General features: G+C 66.1%; 15 protein-coding genes. 8 read left to right on the top strand and 7 right to left on the bottom strand.

The features are described 5' to 3' along the window. Positions 1 to 74: 74 nt before the first annotated feature. Complete coding sequence (locus AB0L95_RS24110; protein WP_365164307.1) at positions 75 to 530, top strand: hypothetical protein; 456 nt, start codon at positions 75 to 77, stop codon at positions 528 to 530. Between the two features lie 3 nt (positions 531 to 533). On the opposite strand, the gene AB0L95_RS24105 is transcribed toward AB0L95_RS24110, so the two are convergent. Further along, complete coding sequence (locus AB0L95_RS24105; protein WP_365164305.1) at positions 534 to 989, bottom strand: hypothetical protein; 456 nt, start codon at positions 987 to 989, stop codon at positions 534 to 536. Positions 990 to 1,162: 173 nt separating this feature from the next. Here AB0L95_RS24105 and AB0L95_RS24100 point away from each other — a divergent pair, with 173 nt between their 5' ends. Next, entirely contained in the window at positions 1,163 to 2,176 is a 1,014-nt protein-coding gene (locus AB0L95_RS24100; RefSeq protein WP_365164303.1) for a helix-turn-helix domain-containing protein, read from the top strand. A 31-nt stretch (positions 2,177 to 2,207) separates the two neighbouring features. Here the strand turns inward: AB0L95_RS24100 and AB0L95_RS24095 are convergent, their stop codons facing one another. Then, entirely contained in the window at positions 2,208 to 2,510 is a 303-nt protein-coding gene (locus AB0L95_RS24095; RefSeq protein WP_365164301.1) for a hypothetical protein, read from the bottom strand. 299 nt (positions 2,511 to 2,809) lie between these two features. Between AB0L95_RS24095 and AB0L95_RS24090 the strand changes: the two genes are divergently transcribed. Then, entirely contained in the window at positions 2,810 to 3,283 is a 474-nt protein-coding gene (locus tag AB0L95_RS24090; protein ID WP_365164299.1) for a carboxymuconolactone decarboxylase family protein, read from the top strand. Between the two features lie 236 nt (positions 3,284 to 3,519). Here the strand turns inward: AB0L95_RS24090 and AB0L95_RS24085 are convergent, their stop codons facing one another. Both AB0L95_RS24085 and AB0L95_RS24080 read right to left on the bottom strand, forming a co-directional pair. Next, a complete protein-coding gene (locus tag AB0L95_RS24085; protein ID WP_365164556.1) occupies positions 3,520 to 3,705 on the bottom strand; it encodes a DUF397 domain-containing protein in 186 nt (61 codons plus the stop codon). Positions 3,706 to 3,738: 33 nt separating this feature from the next. Further along, positions 3,739 to 4,584 carry a helix-turn-helix transcriptional regulator gene (locus AB0L95_RS24080; RefSeq protein ID WP_365164297.1) on the bottom strand — a complete coding sequence of 282 codons (846 nt, stop codon included), beginning with the start codon at positions 4,582 to 4,584 and terminating at the stop codon, positions 3,739 to 3,741. Between the two features lie 221 nt (positions 4,585 to 4,805). On the opposite strand from AB0L95_RS24080, the gene AB0L95_RS24075 reads away from it, so the two are divergent. After that, positions 4,806 to 5,438: an ATP-binding protein gene (locus AB0L95_RS24075; protein WP_365164295.1), complete on the top strand. Its 633-nt coding sequence runs from the start codon at positions 4,806 to 4,808 to the stop codon at positions 5,436 to 5,438. 21 nt (positions 5,439 to 5,459) lie between these two features. Here AB0L95_RS24075 and AB0L95_RS24070 read toward each other — a convergent pair whose 3' ends face one another. Next, positions 5,460 to 6,386: a hypothetical protein gene (locus AB0L95_RS24070; protein WP_365164293.1), complete on the bottom strand. Its 927-nt coding sequence runs from the start codon at positions 6,384 to 6,386 to the stop codon at positions 5,460 to 5,462. A 248-nt stretch (positions 6,387 to 6,634) separates the two neighbouring features. On the opposite strand from AB0L95_RS24070, the gene AB0L95_RS24065 reads away from it, so the two are divergent. The 4 genes from AB0L95_RS24065 (at position 6,635) to dcm (ending at position 12,043) form a co-directional block, all read left to right on the top strand. Further along, the gene (locus AB0L95_RS24065; protein ID WP_365164291.1) at positions 6,635 to 7,324 is read left to right on the top strand and encodes a hypothetical protein; all 690 of its coding nucleotides are present in this window, start codon (positions 6,635 to 6,637) and stop codon (positions 7,322 to 7,324) included. Between the two features lie 18 nt (positions 7,325 to 7,342). Further along, positions 7,343 to 8,779, top strand: a complete 1,437-nt coding sequence (locus AB0L95_RS24060) for a hypothetical protein (protein WP_365164289.1) — start codon at positions 7,343 to 7,345, stop codon at positions 8,777 to 8,779. Then, positions 8,776 to 10,596: a DEAD/DEAH box helicase gene (locus AB0L95_RS24055; RefSeq protein ID WP_365164287.1), complete on the top strand. Its 1,821-nt coding sequence runs from the start codon at positions 8,776 to 8,778 to the stop codon at positions 10,594 to 10,596. The genes AB0L95_RS24060 and AB0L95_RS24055 overlap by 4 nt, the downstream gene beginning before the upstream one ends. Before the next feature lie 97 nt (positions 10,597 to 10,693). Continuing rightward, positions 10,694 to 12,043 carry a DNA (cytosine-5-)-methyltransferase gene (gene dcm / locus AB0L95_RS24050; RefSeq protein WP_365164285.1) on the top strand — a complete coding sequence of 450 codons (1,350 nt, stop codon included), beginning with the start codon at positions 10,694 to 10,696 and terminating at the stop codon, positions 12,041 to 12,043. Here the strand turns inward: dcm and AB0L95_RS24045 are convergent. Both AB0L95_RS24045 and AB0L95_RS24040 read right to left on the bottom strand, forming a co-directional pair. After that, complete coding sequence (locus tag AB0L95_RS24045; protein ID WP_365164283.1) at positions 11,975 to 12,436, bottom strand: very short patch repair endonuclease; 462 nt, start codon at positions 12,434 to 12,436, stop codon at positions 11,975 to 11,977. The genes dcm and AB0L95_RS24045 overlap by 69 nt on opposite strands. Positions 12,437 to 12,532: 96 nt before the next feature. After that, positions 12,533 to 13,543, bottom strand: a complete 1,011-nt coding sequence (locus AB0L95_RS24040; RefSeq protein ID WP_365164280.1) for a hypothetical protein — start codon at positions 13,541 to 13,543, stop codon at positions 12,533 to 12,535. Positions 13,544 to 13,577 lie beyond the last annotated feature (34 nt).

Genomic DNA, 13,577 nt, shown 5'->3' with positions numbered 1-13,577 from the left:
CGAGTCGGATGAGTACGGGTACCCGAGTACCCGTACTCTGTCGGCCCCGTCGCGGCGCCGGAATCCTCGTACGCATGACCGAGAAGCTGCTCCGCCCCCTGCGAACGTGCCCTCTGCCCGCGCGCTGGCTGATCCGCCTGCTCGGTGCGGCCCTCGCCGCCGTGGCGTATCTGCTGTGCCTGCCCTGGGACCTGCGCAACCGGCCCACGACCCCCGGCGCCACCGAGGAGACGACCCCTGTGACAGCGGTCGGCGTCGCTCTCCTCGGGCTGGCTCTGCTGCTCCTCGCGGCCTACTTCGGCCACTGGGACCGGCTCGGCTGGGCGGTGCTGCTGGTGGCGGCACCCCCGGCCGCGCTGATGCGTGTCTCGTTCCGCACCCACCCGGGGCCCGACGCCTCGGTCTGGCCGCTGGCCTGGGGATTCTTCACCCTGCTGATCTCCGCCGGGGTACTGACGGCGGCCTCGGTGGCGCGCGCCCTGAGGGGGGAGTGGGCCAGGGAGGACCTGACCCTCGCAAACCCCCTGTGAGACCTAGGCTCCCGTGGTCGACCCGGGACGCACGATCATCAGCACGGTGACGGCTGCCCACAGCAGATTGAAGATCCCGGTCACCATGGCGAGCCGCACGGTGGCCCGCTCGCCGACGGTCCCCCCGTCGACACCTTCGAGGATCGCCTCCTGCCGGGGCAGCACCAGCGCGGCGAGGACGATCGCGGCGAGCACGGTCAGCACGATCGACACGATCAGCCAGGCGCTGCCCAGCACGCCCATGTTCCTCGCGGTGGCGAACCCGAACACCGGGACGACGACGCCGACGACGGCGTAGATCCGGCATATGCGGTGGAGCAGCCCGAGGTGGTGCCGGGCCTCCCCGGGCTCGGCGAGCGCTTTGCGGGCGGTGGGCGGGAACAGACTCGCGGCGACGGCGACGGGCCCGATGGCGACGATCGCGGCGAGGACATGGACGGCGAGAAGGAACTTGGTCACGGGCCGAGGCTAGGGGCCGGACCGATCTTCAGACAGTGGCGAAACTGCCACCCCTCAACAGATTCCGGCCACGACACGGATGACCTTACGGATGCCCGCCGACCTGCGCACATCCCCCCGCCTGCTCTCGTACCCGCCTTGGCACGAACCCGTCGTACCCCTACTCTCTCGCCATGCACACCGTGGCGGTCCTGGCCCTCGACCAGGTGATCCCCTTCGACCTCTCGGCCCCGATCGAGGTCTTCTCGCGCACCCGGCTGCCCGACGGCCGCTCCGCGTACCGGGTGCGGATCTGCGCACCGCAGGAGGAGGTCGACGCGGGGACGTTCCGGATCCGGGCCCCGTACGGGCTGGAGGCACTGGCGGAGGCTGACACGATCATCCTGCCGGGCACGGCGACCCCGGCCCTGCCGCTGCCGGCGGGCGTCAAGGAGGCCCTGTGCGCGGCCGCGGCCAACGGCACCCGTATCGCCTCCGTGTGCGCGGGCGCGTTCGTGCTCGCGGCGACGGGTCTGCTGGACGGGCGGCGGGCGACCACCCACTGGGTCGCGGCGCCCCTGCTCGCCGAGCGCCACCCGGAGGTGACGGTCGACCCGGAGGTGCTCTACGTCGACGAGGGCCAGTTCCTCACCTCGGCGGGCGCGGCGGCGGCGCTCGACCTGTGCCTGCACATGATCCGCAAGGACCATGGCTCGGCGGTCGCGGCGGACGCGGCCCGGCTGTCGGTGATGCCGCTCGAACGGGAGGGCGGCCAGGCCCAGTTCATCGTCCACGCCCGGCCGCCGGCCCCCGTCGGGAACACCCTGGAGCCGCTGCTGCGCTGGCTGGAGGAGAACGCCGACCGGGACCTCACCCTGGACGACATCGCGGCCCGTGCGGGCATGAGTGCCCGCACCCTGAACCGCCGCTTCCGCGAACAGGCCGGCACAACGCCCCTGCAGTGGCTGCACCGGGCCCGCATCCGGCGCGCCCAGTACCTCCTGGAGACCACGTCGTACCCGGTCGAACGCATCGCGGCCCAGGCGGGCTTCGGCTCCCCGACAGCCTTCCGGGACCGCTTCAAACGGGTGGTGGGCACCAGCCCGTACGCGTACCGCAAGACGTTCCAGGGCGTACGGGGACCGGGCGACGCCCGGCCGACCGGGCGCACCGGGAACGAGGCGGCCCGAGCGCGGCCGGTGGCGTGAGCGCCGGCGGGCGTCCGGAGAGAACCGGAGGCTAACCGCGTCGGTCCGCCACGGCCCACGACGCCAGGGCCACGGCACCCGCCACCCCGAACACGGCAGGCCAGGCGCCCACCTTCTTGGCCAGCGGATGCGACCCGGCGAACGCGGCGACATACGCGGCGGTCAGCGCCCCGGCCGCCGGTCCCCCGGCCTGCCGCCGCCACCGCTGCGCGGCCGTGGCCCCCGCGACGGCCAGCACGGCCCCGCCGAGCTGGCGCTTCTTGCTCCAGCGGGCGACTCCGTACCCGCCGACGAGCCCACTCGCGGCCACCAGGGCCGTAGGAACCTTCGCCATCGTTGCTGCCGCCTTCCGCTGTACGACTCCGAGCCGGCCGCGCGGCCCTGTCCCCGACCGCGCACCCCGGCCCGACGAGGCTAACTCCGCACGTGGATCACCCACGTCGCCGGGGTGCCCGGGCGAGCCGCGCCACCCCGTACGCAGACGTCCGGCCCCTCACCCGCCCCTCGTGACGCGCCCACTGGAGGCGTGGCGCGGGTCACACCCCACATCCCCGCCCTGGCTGTCACATCGCGTCGTTCCGCTCCGTCAGTGCTGTGTAACGGTCACCACGGCCAGGAAAAAAGGAGATCACCATGGATGCTCGTCTCAACTTCTTCGGCAACAGCGTCGGCGCCAAGTACCTCCGGCACATCAACTCGGCGGGGAAGGTCATCTCCGACTCGACGCTGCCGGCGGCGACCCAGGAGCTGGTCAAGATCCGCGCCAGCCAGATCAACGGCTGCGGCTTCTGCACCGACATGCACACCAAGGACGCCGTGGCCGCGGGGGAGACCCACCAGCGCCTTCACCTGGTCGCGGCCTGGAGGGAGGCCACGGTCTTCACGGACGCCGAGCGCGCCGCCCTGGAACTGGCCGAGCAGGGCACCCGCGTCGCCGACGCGGCGGGCGGCGTCCCCGACGAGGTCTGGGCGAACGCCGCCAAGTACTACGACGAGGACCAGCTCGCCGCGCTGGTCGGCATCATCGCTCTGATCAACGCGTACAACCGCATCAACGTGCTCGTCCAGCAGCCCGCGGGCGACTACCAGCCGGGCCAGTTCGGCTGACGACCTCTCAGGGCCCGGAGGCCGCACACGACGCCGGGGCGCCACCCACGAGCGACACCACCTCCGGGCCCTGACAGGCAGGCGCGGCCTTCAGCCCCCCGACGAGGGCCTCGGCGGCGGCGCTGCCCGGGGTTGTCCGACTCGTAGAACCGGGCCACAAGAGTCTCAAGGCTGAGCGGCACCCACGCTCCGCCCAAGACGACGGGCGCCGGCCGCGCAGGCGGCTCGTGGAGCCGTCAGGTGCTGGGCGCTGGGGTGTCCTGACACACCACACTCAAAAAGCATCGCCACGCCTCGCGTCCGACTGCGATGACAGGCCCACTTGCGACCTTCGAGTCCCGTATAAGCGTGCTGTTGGTGACGTACGCACACTCCACGCACTCGGTGGTATTGCCGCCGCTGTACGACGACTTGAACCACATCGGCTCGGAGGGGTACGGAGAATCAGCGGTCATTCACAGCTCCTGGCGGGCGCGGTGGATCATGGCGGAGGAAGCCTCCATGTCCAACGCTTGTGCCCTGAGATACTCGAACGCAAGTCTGTATCGCTCTAGCTCCTCGTCCTTCTCGAGGAAGAGTGACCCCGTGTGGAAGTCGACGTACACCACGTCGAGGGCTGCTTCGGCGCCACCAATGATCACGAAACTCCCAAGCGCTGCAGCGTGGGCTCCCTTGGAGAAGGGGAGCACCTGGAGTGTGATGTGGGGAGACTCGTTCGCTTCGAGCAGCCGGTCGAGCTGCTCCTTCATGATCTCTGACGAGCCGACAACCCGTCGAATCACGGACTCGTCCAGGATCGCCCACAGCCGCGGAGGCTTCTGGCGGGTGAGGACCTCCTGCCGCTTCATGCGGATATCCACGAGCCGCTCGACCTCTTCTGGCTCCAGCGGCACTTCATTGGCCTTCTGAAGCGCGGTGCTGTAACCGCGGGTCTGCAGAAGACCAGGGACGTAGACGCAGCAGAAGTGGTCTTCGCGGACAGCCTCGTCCTCAAGTGTCAGCAGAAGGTTCATGCTCTCCGGGATGGAGTCGGCAAAGGAGCGCCACCAGCCTTGCTGCTTGGCGTCCTTCGCCAACGCGACTACGGCGCGCCGCTCAGCCTCGGTTGCTCCGTATTCCCGGCACAGTGCATCCACCACGATCCACTTGACTGGACCTGCCTGAGTCTCATACCTGCTGACCGTCGCCTTGGATACGCCGACAAGCCCTCCGGCTTCCTCAAGTGTCAGTCCCTTGCGAGCACGCAACTTGCGCATCATTGCGCCCAGTTGCCGACGGCGGGTGGTGGCTCGTACGGACATGCGGCTCCTCTGCGCGAGCGTCGGGCGACACGCCCGGCGACGCGCATCAGGCTAGGCAGCCCGAGAGGAGCCCGACCACCAGATTCACTCGATGGATTCTCGTGAGAAGTTACACAGCGAGATTTCTCTGTGCCATCCTCGGGCTCACGACCGCTACGCAGTGCATCCATGCCGACACGACGGGTTTAGTGCGTGTTGTGGCCTGGGAGGGAGGAGCAACCATGACTTGCTGCGAGGCTGCCGAGCCCCGACTCCGCTGTGTTCTGCCTTTCGAGGCGGTACCGACGGAGGTGTCTCTGCTCCGGAGAGCCGCTGTTGCGCAGCTCAGGCAGTGGGGGACGCCCACCGCTGCCGATGAGGTGGAGCTTCTCGTTTCGGAGCTGGCAACGAATGTCATCAAGCACGTCGGCGAGGGCGTGTCAGCGACCTTGGTCCTGGAGTGCCAGAAAGAGCGTTTACGCGTCGAAGTGCATGACAAGAGCGGCAAGCTGCCGTCGCTGAGCAGCCCAGGCTGCGACGAGGAGCGCGGTCGCGGCCTGCACCTCATCGCGGCACTCGCCCTGAGTTGGGGGGTGGGCCTGACGGCTGCTGGCAAGGCGGTCTGGTGCGAGATTGCGTTCAGCCCAGAGCCCGCGTACCGACGCATCGAACGCGCCGTGAAGGCACTCAAGAGCTATCGGGGCTCCGCCGGCGAGGCTGTGCTCCAGGGTGGCAAACGGAACGCTGTCCTTGAGCAGGCGGCAATTGAGCTGATCGCTGACCTCCTTCACTGGACTGCCGCGCAGGGCCATGACCCGGACGACATCCTCGATCGGGCGCAGACGCACTACGAAGCCGAGACGGGGGCGGCTTAGCCGCAAAGCGCGTGCCGACAGTCATTCCAGTGCGGCTCGGAGAAGCGCGCCGGCGTCATCGGTAGCGCCTTGCTTATGTAGTTCCAGAGCCACGTGCAGGATGTCCTGGGAGTTTTGATCCCGACCGTAGATGTGGATCAAGTTGTCAGCGAGGCTGTCCTGCTGTTCCCGTCTCAGCAGGCCAAGCAGTGTCGCCGTCTCAGGGTGGCTGAGTACCTCCGAGGTGTGGCGCAGCAGAGAGAGTGCCGCGTCCCGCCGGCCGCCGCTGTGCAGCTCTCCCGCTTGCTTGGCCACCAGGCGAGTGGCGGCAACATCGTTCTTCCTCCGCTGCCGGTCCCCCCTCCGGCGGGGGACCGGCAGCGGAGCCGACGACGCGTGAACCGCGAGACGGGCTTGCAAGCCGGCCCTGGTTGCCTTCAGTTCTGTGATCGCTGCCGTCAGCATCCTCACGTCGTCGCGTAGGGCTTCAAGCTCCTTGGCGTTGTGCTCACTGGTTTGCCGCAGGGAACTGCCTTCGGCCTTCGCCTCGCGGAGGCGCTGGGTGACTTCGGCGAGTTCTGCAACCAGCTCGGCGCAGTTGCGGCAGCGCCTCTCGGCCTGTGCCCGGTCGCGGAGGTTCCTGAGTTCCTCAAGCGTGATGCCGACGCGGCCTTCCCCGCCAGTGTCTGAGCAGGCCGTTCTGTACAGCTCCTCGATGATTCTCAGGCTGGGGACGGAGTCCCCGCTCAGGAATCTGGACAGAGAGCTTTCGTTGCTGAAAATGCGATTTGCTGCTCTGGCCTGAGTTGGTCGCTTTCCGGTGGGTATGCCCGATTGGTCGACATCGGCGAAGTGACGGCAGAGCCCTTGTAGTGCCCGTGCGAGGGCGCGCTTGCCAGCAGGAACGTCACTGCCGAACTCCTTCTCGATCCAGTCAAGTTGAGCCGTGCCGGTGCTGCGCTTTGTCATGCCGCTCTGTCTCCGGGTTTCAAACGGGGCTGTGATCCCGATCCCGCAATTGTGCCCGAACGGCGGGGAGTTGGTCCTTGCTATTTCTGGAGCAAGTGTTCTGGCGCTGGACTTCCTTTCGGGGTGTGGTGTCAGACTGGCTAAGGAGCCGCTCGAGAAGCGGGGGGTGCAAGCCTGCATTGTGCAGTTTTGCTGTGCATTGCACTGGCTTGATGCGGTATGCCGCGCGACATGACCGGAGGCATTGGATGACGCTGCCGTCCTGGCAGGACACGAAGTTGGGGAGCATGGCGCGTGCGGCGCTGTGGCTTCTTCTTGTAGTGGGCGAGGACAAGATCTTTACGAAGGCACAGTTGCGCGCGGCCTTCCCGGATGTCGCTCAGATCGACCGGCGCATTCGGGATCTGCGGGATCGCGGCTGGCGCATCGACACCAGCCGCGATGACCCTTCGCTGAAGCAGCAGGAGCAGCGCTTCGTGGCCAGGGGCGAGGACGTCTGGATCCCGGGCAAGTCCAAGGCGCCGAAGCACAAGAACAGCCTCACGGCGGCCCAGCGCCTGAAGGTGTTCCAGGCTGACAATTACCTGTGCCGTTCGTGCGGCATCGCGGGCGGCGAGGCGTACGAGGACGGCATCACCTTGTCGGTGTTGAACGTTGCTCGCCGCAAGGTGCTGATGCCGGACGGAACGGTCGACTATCAGCTCGTCACGGAATGCAAGCGGTGTGGGGCGGGCGGAGCCGATCGAGAAGTCGACTTGGGAGTGATCCTCGACTTGGCGGAAGCTCTGTCTCCTATGGAACGACAGGTCTTCTCGGCGTGGATTGTTGCCGACCAGCGGTCCCTCAGCCCCATGGAGAAGATCTGGGGCCTCTACAGGACTCTGCCTGAGGACTCTCGTAAGGCCGTTGCCGACACGCTCGATGACATGGACGACTAGGACAGAACGGGGAAAGCGATGCTACGGGAGTTTCCGCCGCCGCCTCGGGCGGCCGAGTTCAGTGAACTGATCAAAAAGAAGGTGGAGGAGGTCAAGGCCGCCGGCGGCACCAGGGAGACCGTCACGGTGGACTGGAATGAGCAGCAGGCCCACGCTGAGGTGATTGATCTCCCGCTCAACGGGCTGTACTTCAACCCGGGTACGCACCGGATCCGTGCCCAGCGCAGCCATGACTCGGCTCGTGACGAGGCCCTGGAGAAGGACCCCTGGAGTGCCGAAAGCCAGGACTATCTGAAGTTCCTGCTCCAGGCGTCGCCGGCCGATCCGAACTTGCGGGACCCGGAGTTCGACACACTGAAGGACAGCCTGAAGCAGTTCGGCCAGAACGACCCTGGCCTCGTGACACATCACGGCATCTTGGTGAATGGCAACACGCGCGCTGCCGCGCTGCGGGAGCTTGGTGTTCAGTCGATGCGGGTTGGGGTCCTGCCTGAGTCGTTCACATGGGCGGACATTAACGCCGTCGAACTGTCCCTGCAGCTGCGCAAGGACCATCGTCGTGACTACACGTTCATCAACAAGCTTCTGGCGATGGAGGAGCAGGCAGCGCTCGGCCGGACGCCGGAGCAGATCGCCAAGGAATTCAGGATCCAGGTCAAGACGTATCACCAGGAGCGCTGGATCCTGAGCACGATCAAGGAGTTGATCGACCGGAGCAAGAGCGGCGGAGGTGTCGCGCTGCGATTGGTGGACTGGGAGGGGGCGCAGGAGCGTCTCAAGGAACTCCACCGCCTGTACGTCAAACTTGAGACCGTCGACCGTGACCAGGCGGAGGTCCTCAAGGAATGGCGGCTGGCCGCTATCCTCCTGGACTTCTCGAAGACCGACGTCCGGCATATCGACGAGGAGTTCTTGAAGGAGGGGCACCTGGGCCGTACATTGCCGGCCACGCTGGCCATGGGCGACTCCGACGCACCACAGCCGGATGCAGTGTCCATTCCGGGACTTGGTCTGACGGTACCCTCGACCTCCTCTGCCGTTTCCGAGGCTCGGGCGCTGAACGATCAGATTCTCCGCGCCAGCGCTGCGGCTCGGAGTGCTGGTCCGGAGCTGTTCGATAGTGACAAAGCACAGGGCCAGGCCGTACTCGACGAAGCGAGGAGGGCGTTTGACGAGGCGATTGACGCTGCTGGCCGCAACGCACGGTTGCGGAAGCGCAAGCAGCTTGCGCCTGCTCGCCTTGCAGAGGCCTGTGCGAGCATCGATCAGTGCGTGATGGACCTTGTCCAGGCCCGTACCTCCCGGAGCCTGGATGAGGAGGTCTTCGACGAGGCGGTGCTGAAGCTCCGTGGCAGCCTTCGGAAGCTGGCACAGCAGGCCGGCCGTGGCCTGCCTAATCCTGGGGACGGAGTTGCCTGGCTGCTGGAGGCCGCGGCTGCGGAGGGCTCTCGGTGACGGACAACTCGGAAACGTCCCTGCACCTCGGCCTTGACGAGACGCGCACACGAGTCGTCCTCAGGACAACTGATCAGTACCAGCAAGACCTCGTCGAACTGGCCGCCCGATTCCGCACGGGCGGCCAGCTCGGCCCGCTCAGCGCATCAGTCGCCCTCGACGAACTGCTCGCCGACCTTGCGGTTCTTGGCGGCTGGCCTCATCACGAGGGAGTGGAGTGGGCTCCTGAGCTGCGCAACCTCGTGACGAGCGTCGTCAGGGATGCGAACACAGTCGAGGCACGGCTTGCTGGTTCTCGGCCGCAGGGTGAGGTTGCCCCTAGCTCAGTTCGGAGCTTGCTCGGAGACACGTGGGAAGCTGAACTCAGCACATTCCAGCTTCGTGACATCGCAAAGCTGCTGTCGCTCCAGCATGGGGCCAACTTCAGCGTCCCCGGTGCGGGCAAGACACGCGTAGCTCTTGCGGTCTACGCCGCGCAGAAGGCTCAAGGAAGCGTGAGCCGGGTGCTGGTGGTGTGCCCTAAGTCGGCCTACGAGTCCTGGCGCTACGAGACCGCCGTATGTTTCAGGTATCCACTGCGGACCCACGTTCTCGATGGATCAATGGATCAATGGGCAGAGGTTCTTATCGTCAACTACGAACGGCTGGACCGCTCGTTGGCCACGTTGGCTAGTTGGTTGAAAGCGGCGCCTTCGATGATCATCCTTGATGAGGCGCACAGGATGAAGCTCGGCGCACGAGGCACGTACGGCGCCGCGTGCATGGCACTCGGTCCCCTTGCTGAGCGGCGAATGATCCTTACTGGGACGCCAGCGCCAAACGGATCGAAGGACCTGGAGAATCTGCTGGGCTTCGTCTGGCCGGGCCACGGCCAGCGCACCGTAGTCCGAGCTGTGGCGGGCGGAGACCTTGCCTACGCCAGCACCGTTCTCCGGCCACTGTTCACCCGGACGACGAAGCAGGAGCTGGGCCTTCCTCCTGTCCACCTTGCGATCCGGCACCTGGACATGCCTCCGTTGCATGACGAAATCTACAGTTCTCTGGTCGGTGGTATGAACAGCGGAGCGGCGAGGGAGGACCTCAGCTCGCTCGGCAAGACGGCTCTACGGCTGCTCATGGCAGCTACGAGTCCAGCCCTGCTCCTTGAGGGCGGTAGCAGGTATGAGCCGTTGGCGTATCAGCTGCCGCCAATGGACATCCCCCAGGGAAGTTCCTTGTACTCCCTCATGCAGAACCTGCCCGACTACGAGTTGTCTCCCAAGTACAAGGAGGCGGCAGCGATAGTCGCAGAGAATGCGGAGCGGGGCCGAAAGACACTGCTGTGGACCACGTTTGTGCGGAGTCTTACGACTCTGGAGCAGTTGCTTGCGAAGTACAGTCCAGCCGTTGTCTACGGGGGTACGCCCGACAGGGATGAACAGTTGCGACGCTTCCGGGAAGACCCGAACTGCATGGTGTTGATCTCTAACCCCGCGACCCTCGGAGAGGGGATCAGCCTGCACCACGTCTGTCACGACGCTGTGTATGTGGACCGTGACTTCATGGCGGGACGGTTCCTGCAGAGCCTTGACCGGATCCATCGCCTCGGCCTCGAGCCGGGGACGGATACCCGGGTGACGGTCCTGGCTGTGAGGAACACCATTGATGAGGTGGTTGCGGCGCGGTTGGAGCAGAAACTGGAGTTCATGGGGAAGATCCTGGACGACCCGACCGTCCAGCAGCTCTCTGACCTGCAAGAAGAGCCGTCTGTTGCGGCTGGCCTTGCACCGAGCGACATCGAGGCCTTGCTGAGCCACATGAGCAGTCGGTGGCTTTGACGGATTGAGTTTGGGAGACTCCTGGTGTCGTCGGGACAATGATCACTGTCCCGACGAAGTCCAACGCGTGTTTTTCGCCACACCAGGAGGAGCGCCCATGCGCGCCAGCGGCCGGAAGCGTCCGCAGTTCGCCTCGCCACTGACCTCGATCGAGATCTGTGCGGGGGCCGGCGGGCAAGCCGTTGGGCTGCACGACGCCGGCTTTGATCACCTTGCGCTCGTTGAGTGGGATCGCCATGCGGTGCAGACGCTTCGGGCGAACGTAGGTGGCTGGCCTGGGTGGACCCGGAAGAAGGCGCAGAGCCTCGAACCGATGGATGTCCGGGAATTCCTTGGCTCGGAAGTGCATGCGAGCCTTGGGCTTAACGAGGGCGATCTTGACTTGCTCGCCGGTGGTGTCCCATGCCCACCATTCTCTCTGGCCGGAAAGCAGCTCGGACCGGATGACGAGCGCGACCTATTTCCGGATGCGCTGAGGATCGTCAGGGCCTTGAAGCCCAAGGCGGTCATGATTGAAAATGTGCGAGGGATTCTTGAGCCTCCTGAGGTTTTCATCGAATACCGCAATTATATTCTCGGAAAGCTGCGAGATGCCGGGTATTCTGTCCCGGAGGTTGACGAAAGCTCGCTTCCGGCGAACCAGGACCTAGCGATGAGAGGGGTTTGGCGGCGGCTTGACGCCAGCGACTTTGGTGTGCCGCAGTTGCGTCCCCGTGCGATTCTTGTTGCCTTCCGTGAAGATATCCTCGCTGGCAGTGATTTTGATTTCGCCTGGCCGAAGCTCCTTAAAGGGGGAGGTGCCACGGTTGCGGAGAAGCTCGAAAGGACCATGAGGGAGCGCTGTAAAGAGTTCTGGGATAAGAACCAGTGGGGGCATCCCGCCCGGCCCGGTGATCGCACAGGGGGGGACGTATATGAAGACTGGCTTGAGGCTGCGGAGAAAGCTGCGGCGGCCGGCAAGGGCGTAGCTCCGACCCTTGTGGGCGGGTCGAGGAAGCACGGCGGTGCCGACCTCGGTCCTACCAGGGCCAAGCGGGCTTGGGCAGCCATGGGCGTGGACGCTATGGGTGTTGCTAACGATCCCGAAGAGTGTGATCCGGAACGGGACCTCTTCCGGGAAGCTGGCCCGATGCTGACCGTTGAGCAGGCTGCGATTATCCAGGGTTTCCCACGTAATTGGAAATTCCAGGGAAAGAAAACGGCTCGCTACCGGCAGGTGGGGAATGCATTTCCGCCCCCGGTTGCTGAGGCTGTGGGGCGTGCCATCGCTGCTGTCTTGCGCCCGGAACATCGAGGTGAACTGCTCAAGGAATACGAAATGGAATCCGCTGAAGCAGCATCTGGGGAAGCTGTTCCTGAGCAGATGGAGTTTCCTGTTTCAGTGGCCCCGCGAATCCCCGCGACGCCCAAGGACAACATTGGCGATCTTGTGAGCGCAGGCGTCTGAAGGCTCGTGCTCCCAGAAGCGGAGCACGAGCCATCCGGCCTCCGTGAGTCTCTCATCCGTGTCGCGGTCGCGCTGAACGTTACGTAGCACTTTTTCTGACCAATATCCCGGGTTCGTTCTCGGGGGGACATAGTGCTCAGGGCAGCCATGCCAATAGCAGCCATCGATGAACACGGCAACCTTCGCCGGGCGGAATACCATATCTGCCGTCCGGCGAAGGCCGGGAAGGGGGCGGGCGGCGACGCGATAGCGCAACCCTTTCGCGTGAACCAGCCGCCGGATCAGTCTTTCGGGTTGGGTGTCGCGGCTGCGGATCGCCTGCATGTTGCGACGGCGAGCGGCGGAGGAAGCCCATGAACCCTCCGGCGCCTTCCACTCGGGGACTTCGGACACACCGCAGAGCGTAGTCCTCTGCAGCGCCCATGGTCACGCCGGTTCTCTGCGGCTCCTAGGGCGACGGCGATGAGTTGCAACGATGGGCGGAATCGGTCAGCCTCCGTGACACCCCTCGTAAACCCGCGCCGACCCGCACCAACACGCCCCGCCCCGCTCCGGTGGCCAAACAACCGCTCGGCCCCGGGCCGCCAGTGTTGTGGCGTACTGGGGGAGGAGGGCCGTGTCTCCCGGGGTGGTGCCCTCCGAGGCTGCGAAGGCCTCGTAGGACGGGACCGTGCCGGTGACGATGCCCAGGTTCGGGGTGCCGGAGGCGGACAGTTCCCTCAGGGAGCGTTCTATCGTCGCCTGGTGTTCCGTGTGGGAGGCGTACTCGGTGGCGAGGGACGGGTACGCCGACACCAGTTCCTGGAGTTCGGGGGCCGGCCAGTGCAGGACCGCGACCGGGAACGGGCGGGACAGGGCCTCCCGGTATGCGCCCAGCTCTGCCCGCAGGCGGCTGATCTCGGCCTGGAGCTCCGCCGGGTTGTCCGAACCCAGGGACCAGATCCGCTTCGGGTCGTGGAGCTCGTCCAGGGACACCGGGGAGGAGTGGAGGGTGTCGGCCAGCGTGTCCCAGTCGTCATGGGCCGCGCCCAGCATGCGGCGGACCCGATGGCGGCCGTAGAGGAGCGGGTGCGTGGACTGCGGGGGCTCCGTGGTGTCGTCGAGCAGGAGCCGCAGCCCCTGGGTGAATGTCGCCTCCGCCGACTCCAGCTCGTCGTGCGACTCCAGCGACTCCGCGACGATCAGCCAGGGCGCCGGCTGGCGGGTGGCGGACGCGCGGATTCCGTCGATGATCGCCCGGGCCTCCGCCTCATGGTCGTACTCCCACAGGTTCGACGCCTTCAGGGCGCGGACGAGGTGGGGGTTCTCCAAGGGTTCGGAGGACGACAGCAGGCGGTCGTACAGCGCGGTCGCGCCGGGGCGGTCACCTGCCAGTTCCCGGTGGGCCGCGGCCTGCAGCAGCAGGTGTTCGGCGTCCTCGGGGTACAGGCCGGCAGTCCGCTCCAGGCGTGCTGCTTCGGCGTTGTGGTCGACGTTCTCGGCAGGCGTGTCGGGGCGCATGGGGGACACCGTACTGCCGACGACCGACAAACGA

Source organism: Streptomyces sp. NPDC052036 (assembly GCF_040680495.1).
GTDB lineage: Bacteria > Actinomycetota > Actinomycetes > Streptomycetales > Streptomycetaceae > Streptomyces.
The sequence above is the reverse complement of the archived record's forward strand: the minus strand, read 5'-3'. Positions and strand labels throughout refer to the sequence as shown.

Coding starts and splice junctions, on each gene's coding strand:
- AB0L95_RS24070 (WP_365164293.1), bottom strand. CDS start 6,386: ATGACAAAGCGCAGCACCGGCACGGCTCAACTTGACTGGATCGAGAAG.
- AB0L95_RS24085 (WP_365164556.1), bottom strand. CDS start 3,705: ATGTGGTTCAAGTCGTCGTACAGCGGCGGCAATACCACCGAGTGCGTG.
- AB0L95_RS24095 (WP_365164301.1), bottom strand. CDS start 2,510: ATGGCGAAGGTTCCTACGGCCCTGGTGGCCGCGAGTGGGCTCGTCGGC.
- AB0L95_RS24065 (WP_365164291.1), top strand. CDS start 6,635: ATGACGCTGCCGTCCTGGCAGGACACGAAGTTGGGGAGCATGGCGCGT.
- AB0L95_RS24075 (WP_365164295.1), top strand. CDS start 4,806: ATGACTTGCTGCGAGGCTGCCGAGCCCCGACTCCGCTGTGTTCTGCCT.
- AB0L95_RS24080 (WP_365164297.1), bottom strand. CDS start 4,584: ATGTCCGTACGAGCCACCACCCGCCGTCGGCAACTGGGCGCAATGATG.
- AB0L95_RS24060 (WP_365164289.1), top strand. CDS start 7,343: ATGCTACGGGAGTTTCCGCCGCCGCCTCGGGCGGCCGAGTTCAGTGAA.
- AB0L95_RS24100 (WP_365164303.1), top strand. CDS start 1,163: ATGCACACCGTGGCGGTCCTGGCCCTCGACCAGGTGATCCCCTTCGAC.
- AB0L95_RS24040 (WP_365164280.1), bottom strand. CDS start 13,543: ATGCGCCCCGACACGCCTGCCGAGAACGTCGACCACAACGCCGAAGCA.
- AB0L95_RS24090 (WP_365164299.1), top strand. CDS start 2,810: ATGGATGCTCGTCTCAACTTCTTCGGCAACAGCGTCGGCGCCAAGTAC.
- AB0L95_RS24110 (WP_365164307.1), top strand. CDS start 75: ATGACCGAGAAGCTGCTCCGCCCCCTGCGAACGTGCCCTCTGCCCGCG.
- dcm (WP_365164285.1), top strand. CDS start 10,694: ATGCGCGCCAGCGGCCGGAAGCGTCCGCAGTTCGCCTCGCCACTGACC.